This is a genomic window from Devosia sp. A369 (assembly GCF_054489345.1).
On record NZ_JBTMWV010000005.1, the window covers coordinates 274,256 to 293,019 of the forward strand.

At 60.4% G+C, this 18,764-nt stretch carries 16 protein-coding genes; 9 read left to right on the plus strand and 7 right to left on the minus strand.

Features of this window, described 5'->3' with window-relative positions; translation table 11 throughout:
* Window positions 1–10 precede the first annotated feature (10 nt).
* From ACX3OZ_RS09490 to ACX3OZ_RS09505, 4 genes are all read left to right on the plus strand, one after another.
* A complete protein-coding gene (locus tag ACX3OZ_RS09490; protein ID WP_459104407.1) occupies window positions 11–1,168 on the plus strand; it encodes a hypothetical protein in 1,158 nt (385 codons plus the stop codon).
* A gap of 215 nt (window positions 1,169–1,383) precedes the next feature.
* A complete protein-coding gene (locus ACX3OZ_RS09495) occupies window positions 1,384–2,022 on the plus strand; it encodes a hypothetical protein (protein WP_459104384.1) in 639 nt (212 codons plus the stop codon).
* Window positions 1,980–2,327: a hypothetical protein gene (locus ACX3OZ_RS09500; RefSeq protein ID WP_459104385.1), complete on the plus strand. Its 348-nt coding sequence runs from the start codon at window positions 1,980–1,982 to the stop codon at window positions 2,325–2,327. The genes ACX3OZ_RS09495 and ACX3OZ_RS09500 overlap by 43 nt, the downstream gene beginning before the upstream one ends.
* 318 nt (window positions 2,328–2,645) lie before the next feature.
* Window positions 2,646–4,052: a hypothetical protein gene (locus ACX3OZ_RS09505; RefSeq protein ID WP_459104386.1), complete on the plus strand. Its 1,407-nt coding sequence runs from the start codon at window positions 2,646–2,648 to the stop codon at window positions 4,050–4,052.
* Between the two features lie 321 nt (window positions 4,053–4,373).
* Here the strand turns inward: ACX3OZ_RS09505 and ACX3OZ_RS09510 are convergent, their stop codons facing one another.
* The 3 genes from ACX3OZ_RS09510 to ACX3OZ_RS09520 are packed head-to-tail and all read right to left on the minus strand — an operon-like array spanning window position 4,374 to window position 6,796.
* Window positions 4,374–5,255: an AbiTii domain-containing protein gene (locus tag ACX3OZ_RS09510; RefSeq protein WP_459104387.1), complete on the minus strand. Its 882-nt coding sequence runs from the start codon at window positions 5,253–5,255 to the stop codon at window positions 4,374–4,376.
* A 9-nt stretch (window positions 5,256–5,264) separates the two neighbouring features.
* Complete coding sequence (locus ACX3OZ_RS09515; RefSeq protein ID WP_459104388.1) at window positions 5,265–6,299, minus strand: PIN domain-containing protein; 1,035 nt, start codon at window positions 6,297–6,299, stop codon at window positions 5,265–5,267.
* Entirely contained in the window at window positions 6,296–6,796 is a 501-nt protein-coding gene (locus ACX3OZ_RS09520) for a hypothetical protein (protein WP_459104389.1), read from the minus strand. Before ACX3OZ_RS09520 ends, ACX3OZ_RS09515 begins: the two co-directional genes overlap by 4 nt.
* A gap of 1,410 nt (window positions 6,797–8,206) precedes the next feature.
* Here ACX3OZ_RS09520 and ACX3OZ_RS09525 point away from each other — a divergent pair.
* Entirely contained in the window at window positions 8,207–8,548 is a 342-nt protein-coding gene (locus ACX3OZ_RS09525) for a RidA family protein (RefSeq protein WP_459104390.1), read from the plus strand.
* Window positions 8,549–9,296: 748 nt separating this feature from the next.
* On the opposite strand, the gene ACX3OZ_RS09530 is transcribed toward ACX3OZ_RS09525, so the two are convergent.
* From ACX3OZ_RS09530 to ACX3OZ_RS09545, 4 genes are read right to left on the minus strand one after another with little or no spacing between them, the layout of a single operon-like run.
* The gene (locus ACX3OZ_RS09530) at window positions 9,297–10,058 is read right to left on the minus strand and encodes a ribonuclease activity regulator RraA (RefSeq protein WP_459104391.1); all 762 of its coding nucleotides are present in this window, start codon (window positions 10,056–10,058) and stop codon (window positions 9,297–9,299) included.
* A 52-nt stretch (window positions 10,059–10,110) separates the two neighbouring features.
* Window positions 10,111–10,950 carry an ABC transporter permease gene (locus ACX3OZ_RS09535; protein WP_459104392.1) on the minus strand — a complete coding sequence of 280 codons (840 nt, stop codon included), beginning with the start codon at window positions 10,948–10,950 and terminating at the stop codon, window positions 10,111–10,113.
* A 58-nt stretch (window positions 10,951–11,008) separates the two neighbouring features.
* Window positions 11,009–11,950: an ABC transporter permease gene (locus tag ACX3OZ_RS09540; protein ID WP_459104393.1), complete on the minus strand. Its 942-nt coding sequence runs from the start codon at window positions 11,948–11,950 to the stop codon at window positions 11,009–11,011.
* A gap of 2 nt (window positions 11,951–11,952) precedes the next feature.
* Window positions 11,953–12,702: a FadR/GntR family transcriptional regulator gene (locus ACX3OZ_RS09545; protein ID WP_459104394.1), complete on the minus strand. Its 750-nt coding sequence runs from the start codon at window positions 12,700–12,702 to the stop codon at window positions 11,953–11,955.
* Window positions 12,703–12,852: 150 nt separating this feature from the next.
* Between ACX3OZ_RS09545 and ACX3OZ_RS09550 the strand changes: the two genes are divergently transcribed.
* The 4 genes from ACX3OZ_RS09550 to ACX3OZ_RS09565 all read left to right on the plus strand — a co-directional run bounded on the left by ACX3OZ_RS09550 (window position 12,853) and on the right by ACX3OZ_RS09565 (window position 18,267).
* Complete coding sequence (locus ACX3OZ_RS09550; RefSeq protein ID WP_459104395.1) at window positions 12,853–14,400, plus strand: ABC transporter substrate-binding protein; 1,548 nt, start codon at window positions 12,853–12,855, stop codon at window positions 14,398–14,400.
* Window positions 14,401–14,478: 78 nt separating this feature from the next.
* On the plus strand, window positions 14,479–16,305 hold the full coding sequence (locus ACX3OZ_RS09555; RefSeq protein WP_459104396.1) for an ABC transporter ATP-binding protein: 1,827 nt from the start codon (window positions 14,479–14,481) through the stop codon (window positions 16,303–16,305).
* Between the two features lie 20 nt (window positions 16,306–16,325).
* Window positions 16,326–17,516: an enolase C-terminal domain-like protein gene (locus tag ACX3OZ_RS09560; RefSeq protein WP_459104397.1), complete on the plus strand. Its 1,191-nt coding sequence runs from the start codon at window positions 16,326–16,328 to the stop codon at window positions 17,514–17,516.
* Between the two features lie 10 nt (window positions 17,517–17,526).
* The gene (locus ACX3OZ_RS09565; protein ID WP_459104398.1) at window positions 17,527–18,267 is read left to right on the plus strand and encodes an SDR family NAD(P)-dependent oxidoreductase; all 741 of its coding nucleotides are present in this window, start codon (window positions 17,527–17,529) and stop codon (window positions 18,265–18,267) included.
* The last annotated feature ends 497 nt before the right edge of the window (window positions 18,268–18,764 follow it).

Genomic DNA, 18,764 nt, shown 5'->3' on the forward strand with positions numbered 1-18,764 from the left:
AATCCTTAAAATGACAGATCAGACCACTGCCGACGCCAAAAAAGTGGCGTTCAAGACCGAACTTCTGCTGAAAATTGGCCTCGCCGTCGGCCTTGCAAATGCGTTTGGTCCCCGCGTCCACATGATCCGCCCCGCCGCCAAGCGCGGCGGAGCGCACCGTATTTTGTGCGCGGACGGCGGCTGGATCGAAATCGATCCCGGTGGTCGCACCGTTCGGGCATGGGGGCCAGGCAATACCGCCCGCGACTTGGCACGTCAGGTCGCGGCTGACGAGTCTGGCCCGACCTGGGCAGTGGATCACCTGGAGCCGACGGTCGACGTTGGCGCCCCTGGCGCTTCCCGTCGCGCGGCCCCTGTCCTGTCTGATGACCGCCTGAAAACGCTCGCGGACGGCTGGCGCGCTCGCGGCTTTTCCGACGTTGAGATGGACGACGCAGGCGTCTGGGTGGCACTCGACGGTGGCGGTCGTCTTTATGACGTCGGCGATCGCGTGTCAGTTTATGGACCTGTCACCGACGAGGCGCTTTCTGCTCTGGTCGAGAAGGCAGGCACGGATTGGGACAGCCACCTTCGGTTGTTCGGTAATTGGGCTGATGCAGACCGCGAGCGCGTCTGGCTCCAGTGCCAGCGCGCCGGCGTCGAGCTGGACGGATACGAGGCGTCCGCCGCGCTCGTGGCGCGTTGGGAAGCCGAACGCGACGCAGTCGGCAGCGCGTCAGGCCAAGCGCTGTGCCCAGAAGATGGCACTCTCGGAGCCACGGTTGGCCCCATGCCGTCCACCGTGGGTGGCAGCGCCCCCGAAACGGAGGTCGGGGCTCCGACCTCCGAGCCTGACTTGTCGGCCTTCGAACGCAAATCGACGAGCCTCGACTGTCGCCGGGCCGACCTGGAGCAGCGCCAGCGCGCGACTCACAAAGAGCGTTCCGACTACTTCCAACGCACAGAGCGTCTGGGCCTGCGCGCCGCGCAGGAGAAGGCATTTCAGGAGCGGGACGAGCTTCGTCAGGCCGAGGCCAAGATCGAAGAGGCTCGTGCGATCCTTGTCCGCGCCCGTGAGATCGCGCGCGAAAAAGGACTGGACTACGAGAGCGCCGTCGCCGTCGCCAAGGCCCAGCATCTCGCTGAGAAGGAGCACGGCCACCAGCCGCGTTCAGGATTGCGCCGGTAGCAGTCAGAGAAAGTCCCCTCGCCGGGTGGCATCCCCGGCCGACATGTAGTCGGCCGGGGGAGCGGGACGGTTTGACGGCTTCATGCGCGTCAAGGGCCCGTGTCCTCGCCCTGCGGGCTGCGGGCCGCACCAAACCCTTGACCCGCCCTCCGCCTCGTTCGCTTCCGGAGACCAGCTTTTGCGTTATCCAAATTTCATCCCCAACCCATGCCCTCATGACCGACGAGTGCCACGTTTTCCGCCCCGGCGAGCCCGTCCAGGTCGCCAGCGCACCCTTTCAGATCGGGGAGGGCGGCGACGTTTTCGGCTTGCCTGGGCCAGTCCCGGCCGACGCGTGGGCGGTGCTGGATTACGTGGTCGGGATCGTCCACCGCATCGTCCCGTGGGCAGTCGTCCACGCGGCCCCAATCGTTGTCATAGAGTTTCCGCCGGATGATTATCCTTGCCGCGAAATCATCAAGCGCAAGGATAACGGAAAGGACTATGTAAAAATCGGAGGTATATCCTTCGAAAAGGAAGGATTGGTTGCGCTATCCTTGGCATCTAGTGCCGTATTTCTAATTGAAACTGCTTATCATGAATCTTGGCATCAACTAGAAAAGATTATAGATAAAAATATACTTGACGAGATCGACTCTCTTCTGGTTTCTGTGCGTTGGGGTTCGGCGTATCTGGACTCTATGGTGGAGCACCGGGCGAGGTGTTTTCAGACCTGGGCGATGCACTTTGAAGAGGGTATGCCGGATTTTCGGCTATCGGGCCGCATTGACGAAATATTCGACGCGGCAGCGGCAGGAGAAATTGCAGAAAAATGGATGTCGAGACAGAAGAAGGCCGGGAGGGCCGCCCGGTGAGGGTATTCTTGGTCCGCAGTATGGGTCGCCCGCGCGCAGTGTGGCTGCATCATATCGTCGAAGACGATATCGACAATGGCGCGAAAATTTGGGCCGAGTTCGAGGTGTTTCGCGCAGGCGAGGGGCTAGAGGTCTGTTTGCGCGATGAAGCTGAAGCGGACGTGGTGCTTGCGACGATCATCGAGCCGTCTCATCTCTCGGGCGAGGCGGCGGTTGTCGAACTGATGCGTAGAATGGACTCCGCTTCCCCATCGGTGCACTACGGATTCGTCCGGGTCGCGGAATTGTATGCCGAGGCCGGATAAGGCACTACATATAGTGCATGAAAATTTGGGGCCGCGATGGCCCCAAATTTATTTTCAGACCCCCATCGTTCCCCCCCACTTTCGATGGTCGTTTTTTGCATCTGGGACGTCACTCGCGCGCGAAAACGCAGGGTACCCCCCAAATCCCCATTTCTCGGTTCTGCGCGCACCTAGCCCTATTCCAGCGGGCCGTTTCGGGTTTGCTTGGATAGGGCATCCATTTGATTTCAAAGGATAAATAAGCGCCCATTTACGAATTCACCCCCGGTCATCGGCCCTGGCAGGCCTCGCGGGGGTGCTTCGTAGAGGTGAGTATTCGTGCTGGATTGCGCAGCAGAAGTCAACGATGGCCGAGGTGTCTCCGCGTTCACCGCGCGGCACCAAATTGCCGCCCTACACGATCCTCAAGACCACCATTCAATCGGCAATTTTATCATCGCACGGCGCATACCCTGGGCAGACAGGGTTTGGCAGGAGTCAAGTTGTAGCGTGGAGCATGCCGCTGCCGCTGGCACCATATCCGAGCCCGGCGAGGCCGATGTCTACGTCTCTATGAACTCATTCTGGGGCCACCGCCGTCGCATCAGCAGCGTAAAGACGATCGGTGCGGCATTCGTGGATGTCGACTATCGCAAAAGGGTTCGGTGGGAGAACAGCGCTCCTGAGACGGTTTTTTGGTCCATCATGCGCGTGCTTGACGACAGAAACATACCGTCACCATCTTATGCCTTATCCACGGGTAACGGTCTTTGCCTGGTGTGGCTACACAGTTGGATACCCGCCAAAGCATTGCCGAGGTGGAACGCTGTCCAATCGCACCTGGCCGAGGCTCTGGCGGAATTTGGCGGAGACAGGAATGCTCTGGATGCCGCCCGAGTTTTCCGGATTGTCGGCTCCAAGAACGGCAGAGCGAGGGATTGGCGCAACGAGATTGTTCGCCCCATATATGTCCTGGGCGATCCCGAACAGCTGCGCGAAGCTGCCTACACCTTTGACGATCTGGCAGAAGAGGTATTGCCTCTCCGTCGAGCCGAACTTCACTCGCTACAGGCCGAACGGGCACGGCAGCGGGCAGACCGCGATGCTGCGGCGTCTCCGCGTCCGGCCACTCAACTCACGAAGGCGACCTATTACGAAACCATCCTGACCGACTTGCATCGTCTGCGCCAGCATCGCCATGCGGCCGGAAAGCTTCCAGCGGGAGCGCGTGACGAATGGCTTTTCCTTGCCGCGTGCGCCATGGCCTACCTCTCACCGCCGGAAGTGATGGCAAGAGAAATATCGGCCCTGGCGGTCGAGCTGGGTGGATGGAGCGGCAAGGAGACCAGGTCCCGCATGAGTACGGTTCTACGCCGGGCGAAAGCCGCCTATGCCGGACAACAGGTGATAGGTCCAGGCGGTACCCCCGCCGATCCACGCTACGCGTTCCGGGCAAGCACCATTGTAGGGCGTCTTGAAATCACGTCAGACGAGATGTGTTCCGCAGGCCTGCGTGTATTGGTCAACCGTGATCGTAAGCGAGACTTGAAAACAATCCGGACCCGAGAGTCCCGGCACCGTCGTGGAGCAACACCTCGCGTAGAGGCCCATGCCGCAAGGTTGTCATTGGGCCGGCGGGCCCTTCTTCTTCATTCGAAGGGGAACACGCTCGCTGAAATTGCTGCCGGCGAGGGCGTCTCGATTTCACATGTTTCGAAAGCGATGAAGCAAGCCTTAAATGAGTAATAACGCAGCAAATTCAACGGCTTTCCGATTCGTCGCGGTTTATGGTGGTACTTACCGAGGTCCCATCTGCATCGCCCCCTTTTAAACCTTCATCGATATAGGCCCGACCAGGGCCGCCTGTGGGGCACCAGGCCAGCGACAGGAGGTCCGCAGGACCGTAGGGAGCGTGGATTGGGCGCAGGTGATCTATCTCAGTATAGGCCCGACCAGGGCCGTCTGTGGGCGGGACAACAACCTTATCTCTCTGTCGGTGAATGGGTGCGAAGGCCAACAGCCAATATGGCTACGATAAGGCGGCGGGACCAAGTCGCGGAGCTTCGGTTAGGCCACGCCCATAAATTGCTTTACATAGGCGGTCAGGGCCTCCTTCGCGACCTCGCCGCCTATCTTGAGGCCCGCCTTGGCGCCGGCCTTGGCGGTCTTCCCGATCCACGCGAGTGTCTTCTTGCCTGGACTGTCGGTCTTCCCGTCCTCCTCTATAACCTTTTGCAATTCAGCAGCATGTTGATCTGTAAGCCCCAACCCCTCTAGTGCAGCCTTCAGGCTGCCGGCATCGCCGGCGACCACCACGTTGGCGTTGATGACACCGTTGGCGCCAATATTGTTGTTGCCGCCATAGATCGCTACCTGGACGATGCGCTCGACGGTGGCGGCTGGGATCTGTTCGATGGCCTTCTCGGTGTCCTCGGGCAATTCCGCCTGGATCTCCAGGGCCATGGTGAGTATGCGGGTCCGCACCACGTCGAACATGCCGGCAGTCATGGACCCCGGTATCTCGATCCAGGCGCTATGTAGCGCCATGCCCTCGATGAACTTCTCCTGGTACATACCGATGAGGTCTGCGGGCCATGTCAGGTTGCCCACGGCGGTCCGATCCGCCCCTTCATAGGCGCCGATGGGCTGCACCAGGCGCACTTCGTTGGCGAAATGGCGGTGTTCCTTCTTGAGGATGTATGCGGGCAGTGGCTTGTCGTTGAGCTGCATGCCAAATGGGCCGGTGAACACCCCCTTGGCTTGGCCGACGCCGAGCCGGTAGTCCGGTATCTCGCCGTAGTAGTCATAGCCGTTGAGTTCGTGCTCGACCCAAGCCTTGAGCTTGTCGTTCTTCAACTTGAATCCCAGCACCAGACATTGCCGCAGCAGGTCGGCGATCGGCACCGTGGAACTGGTGGCGTTCTCGATAATGTCGTCGAGCAGCTTCATGTCATTGCCTCACGTGCTCAGGTCATCCCAGTCGCCGCCGATGACCCAGCGCAGGGCCGACATCTTGCCATTTAGCATGCCCCACTCGAAATCTTCCCAGGGGCCGAGATTCTCCTTGCCGATCTCGTCCTCGACCCTCTTGGTGGCCTTAAGGGCGCCTTCCCAGATGGTGTCGAGTATCTCGTTTGCCTTGTGGGGGTCGCGGGAGTAGACGCCTTCCGGCAGGACCTTGATATCGCCGTGTTCGATACGATCCGCGCGCATCGTGTGGCGGTCGTACCAGATGATCCGCTCGAGCCGGTTGATCTCCTCGAGGATTTCCGAGAGCCGGCGGGGCTCGTCGTACCATTCGTGCTCGAATTGGTATTCCTCGAGCATGTCGGAATCGATGGTTTTGATGACATCGACGATGTCGGTCGAATATCGGGACCGTCCCTCCGGGAACAACGGCAGCAGGTCCGGATGCGGCAAGCGTTGGTCGCCGTTGTGCTGCGAGAAATCGCGGTGGTTGGCGGTGACGAACACGAAGTCGACTTCCAGATCGGTCTCGGTCGCCATCGCTTCGGCGTAGACCTCCAATAGGACTGCGTCGCCCACCGAGTTCTTCGCCAGATGGAACGGCGCGACCTTGGCCAAGGCCCGTTCGGCTGCCTTCAGCTTGGCACTGTCGCTGACCGGCACCGGCGGCCCGCTGGCCAGCAACTTCTCGACGCTCGCGATGGCCTTCTGCGACACCTCTCCTTTCATTGCGACCTTATGGTCGATCTCATGGAGCTGCGCCACGGTGGAAGCGCGTGTGTCCTCGTCGCCGAACTGGGTGACGGTCTCCATGACGCGTTTGAAATGGGATGCCAGGCTGCGCTTGCTATCGGCGACGACCCGCTCCTTATTGCGGTCGAACTCCTCGACGACCAACTGCGGGACGATAAGGCTGATCGCCTCCGCATTGATGAGGTCCTCTATGGCCGTGAGAACCGGTACCAGCCTGTAGTCCTTCGCCAGGTCCAACCAGATGCTGGTGTCGATGAGTATCCTGGTGGTCACGGCGTCACCACGCTGCACTTGCCGGCTGCCGCCGACATCGTGGCACGCGGTCCGGCATCGCCGCCGAAATTCACGCGGGCTTCACGCGTGCGGGTCATCTGGAACTCGCCGTTCGGTTCGAAATAGATCTGGTAGAACAGGCTGTCGTCGCAGGACACGCCCCAGATATTGCCGTCGTGGCCGGTGGCGACCTTGCAATACCAGACATCCTGGGGCTTCATCTCGTTCCCGACCACCGCGACCCCGTAGCAGGCGTAGTAGTACCGGAAATACTCCTCCACAACCGGTTCCTCCGGCAGGCCGAGCTTGATGATCTCCGCGCCGCAGGCGTTCCAAAGGTCCTCACTGGCCTCGATGGGGCGGACGATGTATTTTCCCGTCTCGAAGTTCGAGGACTTCCACTGCCCGTTTTCCCAGTACAGGCCGGTCGAGATATCCTCGACGCACAATGACGTCGCACCCAGCGCCGATTGTCCCAACGCCAGCAATGCGGCCACCGCCGCGATCCCCCTGATGCCCCTCAAGTCCCTCAACCCTTTTCGGAAGTCATCGCACCTTAGCTTCCGATTACCTGCATGGGCAATCGCGCACATCGTGCCCATGATTGTTCCATTTTTCACAATATGACGCCGGCGCTCCGCCCAAAACCGGAGCACCGTGTGACCACTGCCTGCTGGAGCAGTGGGACACCGGGATTGCGGAGATCCAGGAGCGCATGCTCGTCGGTGCCCAGAAAGTCTCGCACGCAGGATCCGGCGGCATGGATATGTACACCCGCGAGGTCGACCTGAAGAACCTGGAGCCTCGGTCGGCGGCGGTCCCGGCCTTCGTCGTGAGCGCGGGACTACATGGCCATCCGACGGGCGCGCGAGTACGGCGGTCAGGGTGGCAGAGCCGAACGTAAGCTCGTGCGGCCTAAGCAGGCGCTGACTCGGTAACAACGTCCGCTTGGATGCAGTATCCCACACGAGCTTACGTTCCGCTTACCACCCCATCATTGCCATAGGCCCACTACGTGATAAGCGTCGGTTATCACGTAGTGCCATCCATCATTTCTGCGATGTGAGCTATCCGAAGCTAATGGTCGTTAACTTCGTTGGCGGAGCTTTTACGGGCATCCCACCCGCAATGGTTATTCTCAGCGCAACTGACTGCGTAGATTTCCGGCAGCTTGCAGGTGCTTGTGCCGGTCTTCTGGTGGCGTCGATTCACATGAGGTGATGTCGTCAGTCGGTGCGCGCGGTGAGGAAGCGGCCAAGTCCTGACGTCATCGCCCGATTGAGCATCGCCTGGTTGGATATTGCGCCGATCTGCGACCGGGCCGCGCCTACCGCAACCGCCGGGCGCCACCCCGAAGCCGGCCAAAGCCGGAAATACCCATAGCTCTCCGCCTACGGACTCCGGGGCTCTCGGGCGCCTATCGGCAGCCGAAACCCTATCGATGGTTGTAAGCTGCCGACTGCAACGACATCAACGCGGCTACAGCAATTCTACCGCTCAAAGGTCGATAGGCCAAAGCGGCGATACAGTCCCAACAACTGGGAGCCCCACCAGTATCTTGCTGTCGCTTAGAACTCGGCCACCCTGAACAATCAGCCATTTTCACCTCATCGTGAAGGCGCAGCTCGATCTCAATGTTGCCGAACGGTATCGGTTTCCCTTGGCGGTGCGAGGCATATCGGCCTCGATGAGGGGCACGAACCATGGTTCATCGGTCCCCTTTGGGGCAGATGGGCGTCCGGTTGTCATTGATTTCGTCGGCACCCAACGTATCTCCACCCTTGCACTCCTAGAATATCACTTATGAAATAAGTTGCAAGCTAGCTTTGCTCGCCCTATGGTAAAATGCGGACCGCCCTTCGGGAAAGTGGGGCGCCACGAACGAGTAAAAGAATAGGAATGCCAGAGTGAAAAGAATCGACACAAACAGCCGTCGCAGCCGCGCAGTAGTGATCGGGGACACGGTTTATCTCGGTGGCCAGGTTGGTACGACAAAAGGTGCTGACATCAAGGTTCAGGCCCAGGAGGCGATGACCAAGATCGATGAACTATTAGCGGAGGCCGGTAGTTCACGCGCCAAGCTAATTTCCTGTGAGATCTGGCTCAAGACCATGGCCGATTATGACGGCTTCAACACGGTGTGGGACAGCTGGATAGACCCGGAGAACCCGCCTGTACGGGCATGCGGGGAAGTTCGCCTAGCCGATGACGCCTATCTCGTCGAAATCATGGCGATCGCTGCAGCCTAATTCAGTCATAAATGTCGCCTCGCCCATCGGGGCGGGGCACCACTATTTACCTGAACTTACGGGCCGCCCACATGTTCCAAGCATCATGTCGCTTCTAGAGGTTAGAGCTATAAACGTTGTTCATTCTAGGGCGTGCTGAGAAGTTGGGGTTTAAAAGTCAACCAACCCTCAGGCCGAGCGGATGACTCGGGCCGGTCTGTTGTTCGGGCTTCTGCGGCGACGTGGTGTCGGCGCGCACGGCCCTTCACTGGCTGGGTTGCTATTGCGCGGGAGACCGGCATCTGACGGACCGCAGTTCGCCGCCCTGTCCGCCTCGGCCCACCGCCGAATAGACTGCTGCAGTGGAGCGCTTGCGACGCCAGCGCCAGACGGGCTCAAATCCAAGCGCCGAACAACCTCCTTGAAAACGACAGTTCGGCCGGAACTCAACCGACATCCATGGAGCACTACTCTATTGAGATGTGTGCTCGCCGGAGGCGAGTTGCAGCAACTCATTGGCTAGGTCGGTCGGCCCCAGATACCCGGATTGGTGTGATGCGCGCCGACCCGTTTAGCTTGGTCTAGCCTGCTATCGTTCACCCTCCGCCGCGAGGGCGTTACTGCGCAAGCCCATTTTGGCGTGCTAAATGAGCGATATTTTCGTTCGTCCGGCCAAAGGCTCTTGGTTCGGTATCAGCCGCACCGGCCACGCCCCTAGCGTTGCCGCAGCTCCGGTGACGTAGCGGCGGCCTTGGCCGCCGCCTATGGGTCATGTCGCGCTTTGTTCGCTTTTGATGGGCCGTTGTAGCGCCTTCCAGTCCTGGTACTCGGCTTCCGCCTCTGGAGCGAGCGGATAATACCGGCGGAGGTCGCCGCCCTTGGCGAGCATAATGCGGGAGAAATCCTCCCATTCGGCGTGGTGGCTGCCGGTCTTCAGCAGGGCTTCAGCATAGGCGATTGGCACGCAGACGGCGCCGTCGTCATCGGCAATGATGATGTCTCCGGGCATGACGAACACGCCGCCGCATGCGATCGGCACATTCACCGCGTGTGGCATCAGCCGGGTCTGGGTGTGAAAGTTAGGCGTGGTGCCGCGCATCCAGTAGCCGATATCGAGCGCGAACGCCTTGGATGCGTCACGAATGACGCCGTCGATCACCATGCCCGCTCCGCCCTTGCCGGCAAAATATGTCAGCATCATTTCGCCAAAGATGCCGCTTTCCATATCGCCGCGTGCGTCGACGACGACGATGTCTCCGGCTTCCACGTTATACAGCGCGTGACGATGCAACTGCTTTTCGCGATCAGCATATTCGTCGTCGCCGTAGAGATCCTCGCGTCTGGGCATGAACTGCAAGGTCAGGGCAGGGCCTGCTATGCACTTGCCGCGGGAGTGCGGCACGGCGCCGGATATGAACGGATTGCGGATGCCCAACTTGTAGAGTTCGCTGGAGGCAGTGGCCGAGCCCACCTGAGCCAGTCCGTCGAGCAGAGCCTTGGACGGGCGGTTGAATTTTGGAATGTCGAGCATGGGTTTTCCTGGTTGTCTGGCGGCATGAGATTGAGGCTGCACGCTGTGGGGGTCAGTCGGATCGGCTACCCTGGAGGCGTGGGTCCATTACGTCGCGAACCGCATCGCCTAAAAAGTTGAGGCCGAGGATGGTGATGAAGATGGCGAGCCCGGGAAAGATGCTCATCCACCAGTAGCTGAGGTAATCGAGGCCAATGGCCATCATCGTGCCCCAGCTGGCCGTCGGCGGCTGCACGCCGAGGCCAAGAAAGCTCAGTGCGCTTTCGGTAATGAGCGCGGTAGAGGCCTTGAGCGAGGCGAAAACGATGATCTGTCCGCTGGCATTGGGCAGGAAGTGTCGCAGCATGATCCGCAACGGGGCAGCGCCATAGGACGTGGCGGCAGCGATATAGTCCTGGTTTCGTATAGTCAGGCCTACGCCGCGCACGAGGCGGGCAAAACTGGGCACGTTGACCAGCGCTATGGCGATGACGGCATTGTTCAGGTCCGGCCCGAGAATGGCGATGATGCCGAGCGCCAGCACCAGCATAGGGAAGGCGAGCAATCCGTCCATGATGCGCATGAGCAGCCCGTCGACCCAGCCGCCGACATAGGAGGCCACGAGGCCAATCACCGAACCGATGACCATGGCGATGACGATCGAGAGGACGACGATATGCACTGAGACACGGGCACCCCACAGGATGCGGCTGAAGATGTCCCGGCCGATTTCGTCGGTGCCGAACCAGTATTGCGCAGAGGGCGGGGACAGCACCGCGTTCCAGTCGATGGCAGCGGGATCGTAGGGGGCAATCCACGGCGCCAGGATGGCCACGGCCAGCACAAGACTGGATATGACAAGCCCGACGCGCCCCAGCTTGTGTTCAAGCAGGCTGCGCAGCTGTTGGCGCATGGGGCTGCTGCGACTTTCGGCGACGAGAGCAGGGGAAAGGGTCATTGCGGGCCTGTGGTCAGGATGCGAGGCGCCTGTCGAGCGCGACATAGATGAGGTCGGTCACGAGGTTGACCAGCGTGACGAACAGCACGATCGCCAGCATCGCCCCCTGGATCACGGGAAAGTCGCGATCAAAGATTCCGTTGACGATCATTCGCCCCAGGCCGGGCAGCGAAAAGATGGTCTCGGTGACCACCGCGCCGCCCATGAGGGCCCCGAATTGCAGGCCCGCCACAGTCACCACCGGGTTCATGGCATTGCGCAAGGCGTGGCTTAGAATGACCTCGCGCTCGGGAAGCCCCTTGGCGCGGGCGGTTCGGATGTAGTCCTGGGACATCACCTCAAGCATGGAGGATCGGGTCTGGCGCATGATGATCGCCGCCATGGAGGTGCCCACGGTCAAGACGGGCAGGATCATCAGGCGCAGATTGGCCACTGGATCGCCGAGCAGCGGTTGAAAACCGGATGGCGGTAGCCAACGCAGATTTACCGCGAAGAGCATGATCAGCATGGTGCCCAGCCAGAAAAAGGGCATTGCCATGGACGACATGGCAAGAATGCCCATCGTCAGGTCGATATTTGTTCCGCGCCAGCGGGCCGCGACGATTCCCATTGGCACGCCGAGGATCATCGCTAAGCCCAGTGACAGAAAGGTCAGTTCCAGCGTAACCGGGATGCGGTTGACCAGCATCTGGATCACGGGTTCCTGCGTACGGATCGACCGGCCAAGATCGCCTTGCAGGGCCGAGCCGAGCCAGGTGACGTAGCGCACCGGCAGTGGGTCATCGAGCCGCATGGTCTCGCGTAGCGCCTGGCGCTGATCGAGGGTGGAGGACTCCCCGAGAATGGTGACTGTGGGGTCACCCGGCAGCAGGGCCGTCATGGAGAAAATCACCACGCTGGTGATGAACAGCACGACGGCCAGTTGGGCCAGACGTCGCAAAGCGTAGCTCAGCATGGTCAGTCCTTCGCCGCTTTGCGGTTTTCCATCTGGATCTGCTCCGCGATTGGCACGGATTTGTCGAAATGGTCGCTCATGGCGCGCTGCGCCCCGGCGACATCCCGCCGCTCGATGGCATCGGCGATCTCGCGGTGGCGAGCGACTGTTTCGTCTGCATTGCGCATATCCTTGCGCGCATGCAGCGTGCCAATGACATAACGCATGGTGGAATGCAGGGCCTGGTTGAGGAAGCGGATCAGGCTGTTGCCCGATGCCTGCGCGACGATCGAATGGAACTCGATGTCGGCAAGGATCCAGGCCTCGTGCTCCATGCGCACGCTCGACATTGTCTCAAGGACCGCCCAAAGGCGCTTGACGTCATCATCGCTTCGTCGTTCGGCGGCCAGCGCGGCGGCGCGCGTTTCGAGTGCCCGACGCAACTCGACTGCGTCCTGCAGACCGCCATCCAGCGAGCTTACCGCCAGCTGCAGATAGAGCTCGAGTGGGCGGGCGTCGAGTTCACGGACGACCGAAGGCTTGCCCTGGCGGATATCCAAAACGCCCATTGCGGCAAGCTGGCGCAGAGCCAGGCGAACGATGGGCTTAGATACATTGAAACTGCGTGCCAACTCGCTCTCTGAGGGGAGCGTGTCCCCCGTCTTCAAGTGCCCGGCCAGCAGCAGGCTCACGAGCTTATCGAGAACAATGTCGGTCAGCGGTACGCGCGGCCGGTTGTCGTCCATCTGATAGAGCATTTCGTCGACACCCATCGCAGCCTCCCTTTTTTGATCAAGCCACTGAGCCGATAACGCGCTCATTCTCTGCTCTTGCAATATCACTTATGAAATAAGTTGCAAGTGAAATTCACTCTGCATATAAGTGGCTTTCCGGGGCAGAGGTAAACCCGGCAGGGAGGGAAAATGTTCTTCGCAAAGAGATTTCGGCCGCTTTCCGGACTAGTACTGGCTGCGGCGTTAGGTGTCGTGACAATTTCAGCTCAGGCCCAGCCTGTGGAGGGCGGTCATCTGGTCGGAGCAGTCGACATCGAGCCGGCAAGCTTCGATCCGATCTTTGGCAATGCGCCGGGAGCTGATGGTCATTTGTTCAATCTTATTTACGAGCGGTTGATCAATTTTGGTCCTGGAGGAGTAATCAGTAATGAGTTGGCTCAGAGCTATGAGGTCGCCGACGATCAATTGTCGATAACCTTTAGACTGCGTCCGGATGTCGTCTTTCACGACGGCACGCCTATGGATGCCGAAGCGGTTCGTTTCTCACTGGCTCGGGTGATCGATCCGACGACGAACTCGCCTCGCCGCCCTGATCTCGCTGCCATTTCGAGCGTAGAAGTGATCGATCCGCTGACAGTAAAGGTAGTTCTTTCCAGCCCGTCTGGCGCCGTTCTGGCCGGTCTGGCCAATGACGGCGGCTCCATCGTGTCACCGTCTGCAGTTGCGTCTCTGGGTGCTGATTTCGCCCGCAATCCCGTGGGAACGGGACCTTTTAAATTTTCCGAGTGGCGCGGTGGCGACAGCATTACCGTGAAGGCCTTTGAGGATTATTGGGGCAAGGACGAACAAGGGCGCGACCTGCCGTATTTGGACGAGGTCACCCTGCGTTTCATTACCAACACCGCCATTAAAATTTTGGAGGCTCGTGCGGGTACAGTGCACTTGGCCAACTCACTGCAGGTCAAGGATTTCGAATCCCTGCAGGCCGAGCCCGGTCTGCAATTGCTGGATACGCCGCTCTTCACACATCAGTGGATGGCCTTCAACACCACCAAAGCACCTTTCGACAACGAGGGATTGCGGCGTGCGGTGCTGACCGCTATTGACCGCAATGCGCTGGAAATGGTCGTGTCGCGCGGCTTCGGCGTGGTCACGCCAACCCTCGTACCGCCCACCGAGTGGATATTCGACGATAGCCTGGAATACCCGGCCTATGATCCTGCCGAGGCCCGACGTCTCGTCGAAGAAAGCGGTTTCGACGGCACGTTTACCCTGTCCATAATTCAACGTGATCCCGATACCCAGATCGCGCAGATGGTTCAGGCGATGCTGTCTCAGGCCGGGATTAAGGTCGAGATCGAAGTCATGGAGCGCCAAGCCTGGCTCGACAAGGTTGTGACAGCCAAGTCCCATGATGTTGCGTTGCTTCGTATCACTGTACCACGTCTGGACCCCAGCCTGGTCTTCGGTTTTGACCTAGGCCGCAACTCATCGAACTACGCCGGCTTCCAGAACGAAGAGTTCTTCAGCGTTATCGAAGATTCTGCAATGATCTTTGATCGTGAAGATCGTCGTGCCGGGTATGTGCGTGCTCAGGAAATCCTGCTCGAGCACCTGCCATATGGCTTCTTCTTCCACTGGCCGTCCAAGGATGTTGCATCGCAGCGTCTGCACGGCATGGAGCGGATGGCATCGGGCGCCTGGTTGCTGACCCGCGCCAGCCTCGCCGCCGAGTGAGCCACCCGGCCGGCGCTGCCTGCCGGCCCTCGAGACGCCTTCCGGCCCATTTGGGCCGGAAATAGCATGAGAGACAATATGAACCGGCAAGACCAAGAGCAGCAGGCTGTCCTGCAAGTTCGCGATCTGACGATCTCCTTCCGCAGTCGGAACGACTGGCACCCTGTCGTCAGGAAGGTTTCTTTTGATATCGCCCCACGCGAAACCCTGGCGGTGGTAGGTGAAAGCGGATCGGGCAAGAGCGTGACCGCCCTGTCCGTCATGCGGCTGTTGCCGAAGGATCAGAGCCGTATCGAAGGCGAGGTCCGGCTCAAGGGGCGCGATCTTCTGTCCCTTTCCGAAGGTGAAATGCGTTCAGTTCGTGGCCGCGACGTGGCCATGATCTTTCAGGAGCCGATGACGTCATTGAACCCGCTTTTCACCATCGGGCGTCAGATTGCCGAAGTGGTGGTCAACCATGACGGCTTGTCCTGGAAGCAGGCCAACGCCAAGGCCTTGGAGCTTCTAGAAAAAGTGCGCATCCCGGCCGCGCGCACACGTTTCCATGAGTATCCGCATCAGTTTTCCGGCGGTATGCGCCAGCGGGCTATGATCGCCATGGCCCTGGCTTGTAATCCGACCCTGCTCATCGCCGACGAGCCCACCACGGCACTGGATGCCACCGTCCAGGCGCAGATCCTGGCCCTGATCCGGCATCTGCAGGAGGAAGAGGACATGGCTGTCCTGTTCATCACGCATGATATGGGGGTCGTGGCGGAAATCGCCGACCGCACCGTGGTCATGTATCGCGGTGACGCCATCGAATCCGGCACGACCGAGACGATCTTCGCCAGCCCACGTGAGGCCTATACCCGCGCACTGCTACATGCCGTGCCGCGCCTGGGCGCGATTGGCAATTCGGTGCTGCCGATGCGCTTTCCGCCCCTCGATCGGGTGAGTGGCGAACTCGGCGCCATCGTGCCCACCATCGACACCGTGCAGGCCGATGCCGAGCCGGCGCTGGAGATCAAGGACCTTACGGTGCGCTTCGACGTGCGCTCGCAAAAACTCTTCGGCGGACTTTCCGGCCGGGTCCATGCGGTAGAAGGGCTGAACTTTAGCATCCAGCCGGGCGAAACATTGGCTTTGGTTGGGGAGTCGGGCTGCGGTAAGTCCACCACCGGCAAGGCCATCATGGGACTGGTCAAGCCGCAGGCGGGTTCGATCAAGGTGGCGGGTCAGGAACTGGTCGGAATATCTGCGGGCGCCTTGCGGCAGGGTAGGCAGTACCGGCAGATGATCTTTCAGGATCCCTTTTCAAGCCTCGACCCACGCATGTCTGTCGGCCAGGCCATCGCCGAACCTTTTCTCGTCAACGGCAAAGGCAATGCTGCAGCGGCGAAGGCCGAAGTCGCCCGCCTCATGGAGGCCGTTGGCCTGCCCGCCGGGATAACAACGCGCTATCCGCACGAGTTCTCCGGCGGCCAGCGGCAGCGCATCTGCATTGCCCGGGCGTTGATACTTTCGCCGCGCCTGCTGGTTGCCGACGAGGCCGTTTCGGCGCTGGACGTTTCGGTTAAGGCGCAGGTCGTCAATCTGCTACTCGACCTGCAGGAAAAGATGGGCTTTTCGTGCCTCTTCATCAGCCATGACATGGCGGTGGTCGAGCGCATCAGCCACCGCATCGCTGTCATGTACCTGGGCGAGATCGTCGAAATCGGCCCGCGCAAGTCGCTTTTCGAGGCGCCGCAACATCCGTACACGCGCAAGCTTCTGGCAGCGATTCCGACGCCCGATCCGACCCATCGCCGCCGGCGCGAGCTGAACAGCGAGGACATTCCCAGCCCGTTCCGCCCCACCGATTACCAAGCACCGTTGCGCAATTATCTCGAGGTGACGCCTGGCCACCTCGTTCAGGAACATTAGCCTTTTCAAGGAACAGACAGTTGAAGATCGTTGATATGAAAGTGCGTTGCGTTGCTATTCCGCTTAACGCGCAGCTTCGCCACAATACCGGGGTGCATCCGGGCTACTTCATGCGCACGGTGCTCGAACTGGTCACCGACGAGGGCATTATCGGCCTTGGTGAAGTCGGCGGTGGCGACCAGCGCGGCGCTTTGCTCAAGCTTAAGCCTCGCGTGATCGGCATGGACCCGTTCCATCTGGAACTCATCAAGATCAAGACCTTGAAGTCGGTCTACTTCCTGTCCAATGCCCGTCTTTACGCGGCCATCGAAATGGCCTGCCTCGACATCCAGGGCAAGGCGATGGGCCGGCCAATCTCAGACCTTCTGGGCGGCTCAGTGCGGGATAGCATACCTCTGATCGGCTATCTGTTCTGGCGCTATGACCGTCCCGCTGGCGGGCATGACCAGCACGCCGAGGACATGGCCGACCTATGCCAGGAACTGGCCGAAACCCTGGGGGTCACGGCCATGAAGCTAAAGGCCGGCGTGATGCCGCCTGATGAAGAAGCGCGGGCGGTAGAATTGTGCCGCGACCGCATGGGCGACGGCTTCGGGCTCAGGATCGACCCGAATGGCGTGTGGTCGGTTCCAACGGCCATTCGCATTGGCCAGCGGCTCGAGGCCGCGCGGATGGAATATTTTGAGGATCCGGCCTGGGGCCTTGAGGGCAACGCTGCCGTTCGGCGCGCTATCCGGACACCGATTGCAACCAACATGTATCCGGCGCGCTTTGACGATCTGGGACCCGCAGTGCGCATGGGAGCCGTCGACATTGTGCTGACCGACCTGCATTATTGGGAAGGGCCGCGCGGCGTGAAGGACCTGACTGCGGTGTGCCGCACGATGGGCATGGGTGTCGCGATGCATTCCGGCACCGAATTCGGTATCGAAATGGCGGCGATGCTGCAGACTGCATCCACTGTTCCAGAGATGACTTTTGCCGGCGACGCGCACTACCACTATCTGACCGATGACATCATCGAGGGCGGCCCGTTTAAATATGTGGACGGGGCCATGGCAGTGCCAAAAGGCCCGGGCCTTGGGGTGACGCTGGATGAGGACAAAATGCGTCACTACGAGGCGTTTTACGAAAAAATGGGCGACTATTACGCGCGCTTTCACGCCGACCCCTATCGGCCCGACTGGTTCCCGGTAACGGGTGGTCTCTGAGGAGCACAGCATGCAGTTGTTGCGTATCGACGGGCGTCGCGCCCTGGTGACTGGCGCAGCGCGGGGTATCGGCCGTGCCATCGCGCTCGCCCTGCATGACGCAGGCGCACAGGTTCTGGCCCATGACCGGGACGCCGACGAACTGACGGCGCTAACGGCGGGCAGATCTGGCATGACGCCCGTCGTGGCCGACCTGGGCTTGCCCGGCGCCGCCGAAAACTTGGTGATCGCAGCAAAGTCGTATGGAGCGATCGATATTCTGGTCCTGTGCGCGTCGGTGCAGCGACGGCAGCCCTGGCAGCAGGCCTTGGCAGCGCCGGCCGATATTGAACTGGCAGTCAATTTCGACGCGCCCCGGATCATGCTGTCCGGCTTGGCGCCGGAGATGGCAGCGCGGGGCTGGGGCCGGATCTTGGCGATCGGCAGTGTTCAAGAGCGCGTACCACGGGCCGACATGATGCTTTATGCAGCCCTGAAGGCCGCGCAGAGCAACATGATCCTAAATCTGGCCAAGGAGCTCGGGCCGAGTGGCGTAACCTGCAACGTGCTGTTGCCAGGCGTGATCGAGACCGACAGAAATGCCGCCGCGCTTGCCGAGCCAAACTACCGCGATGCTGTAATATCCTCCATTCCCGCGCGGCGGCTCGGCACCCCGCAAGATTGCGCAGGACCAGCGCTTCTCCTGTGCTCGGAAGCCGGCGGCTATGTCACTGGCCAGTCGCTGGTGGTTGACGGGGGCATGGTGCTTTAGCCGTGTGCCTCGGCGGCTTGGGCTCGCACGAACAGCATCCGGCTGTGGCAGAGCCGGACATGGATTACCTGACCGTCACATCGGCGGTCGGCATCCCTGCCTCCTGCTCTTTGATCATGCCGATAATCTGTTCCTCGTTGAACCGACGCCTGGTGCGTCCCCCAGATACTACAAACCCCTCAGCCAGAAGAGTTAGGCTATCTCCTAACCCGAAATATGCTGAGGCTTGCCACTCTTCTTGAAAGGCGCGGAGGCGCCTTTTCACAACAGCCGACTGTGCCCGCTTAGCCAAAGTATAATTCAAAAGTTGCCAGACCGCTCGCGGCCCGGTTCGGTCGATGTGCATATGTCCGCTTTAAAGGTTTTGGGGACGAGGCTGTGTGAGAACTCGTAGCGCCTTATCGAGCCGGATACCGGCGATGGCGTGAGGTGTTTCCTCTCACCCCTTCATCGCCTTGAGGGTGGTGTCGACACCGGCGACTGCAATGGCTCGCTTG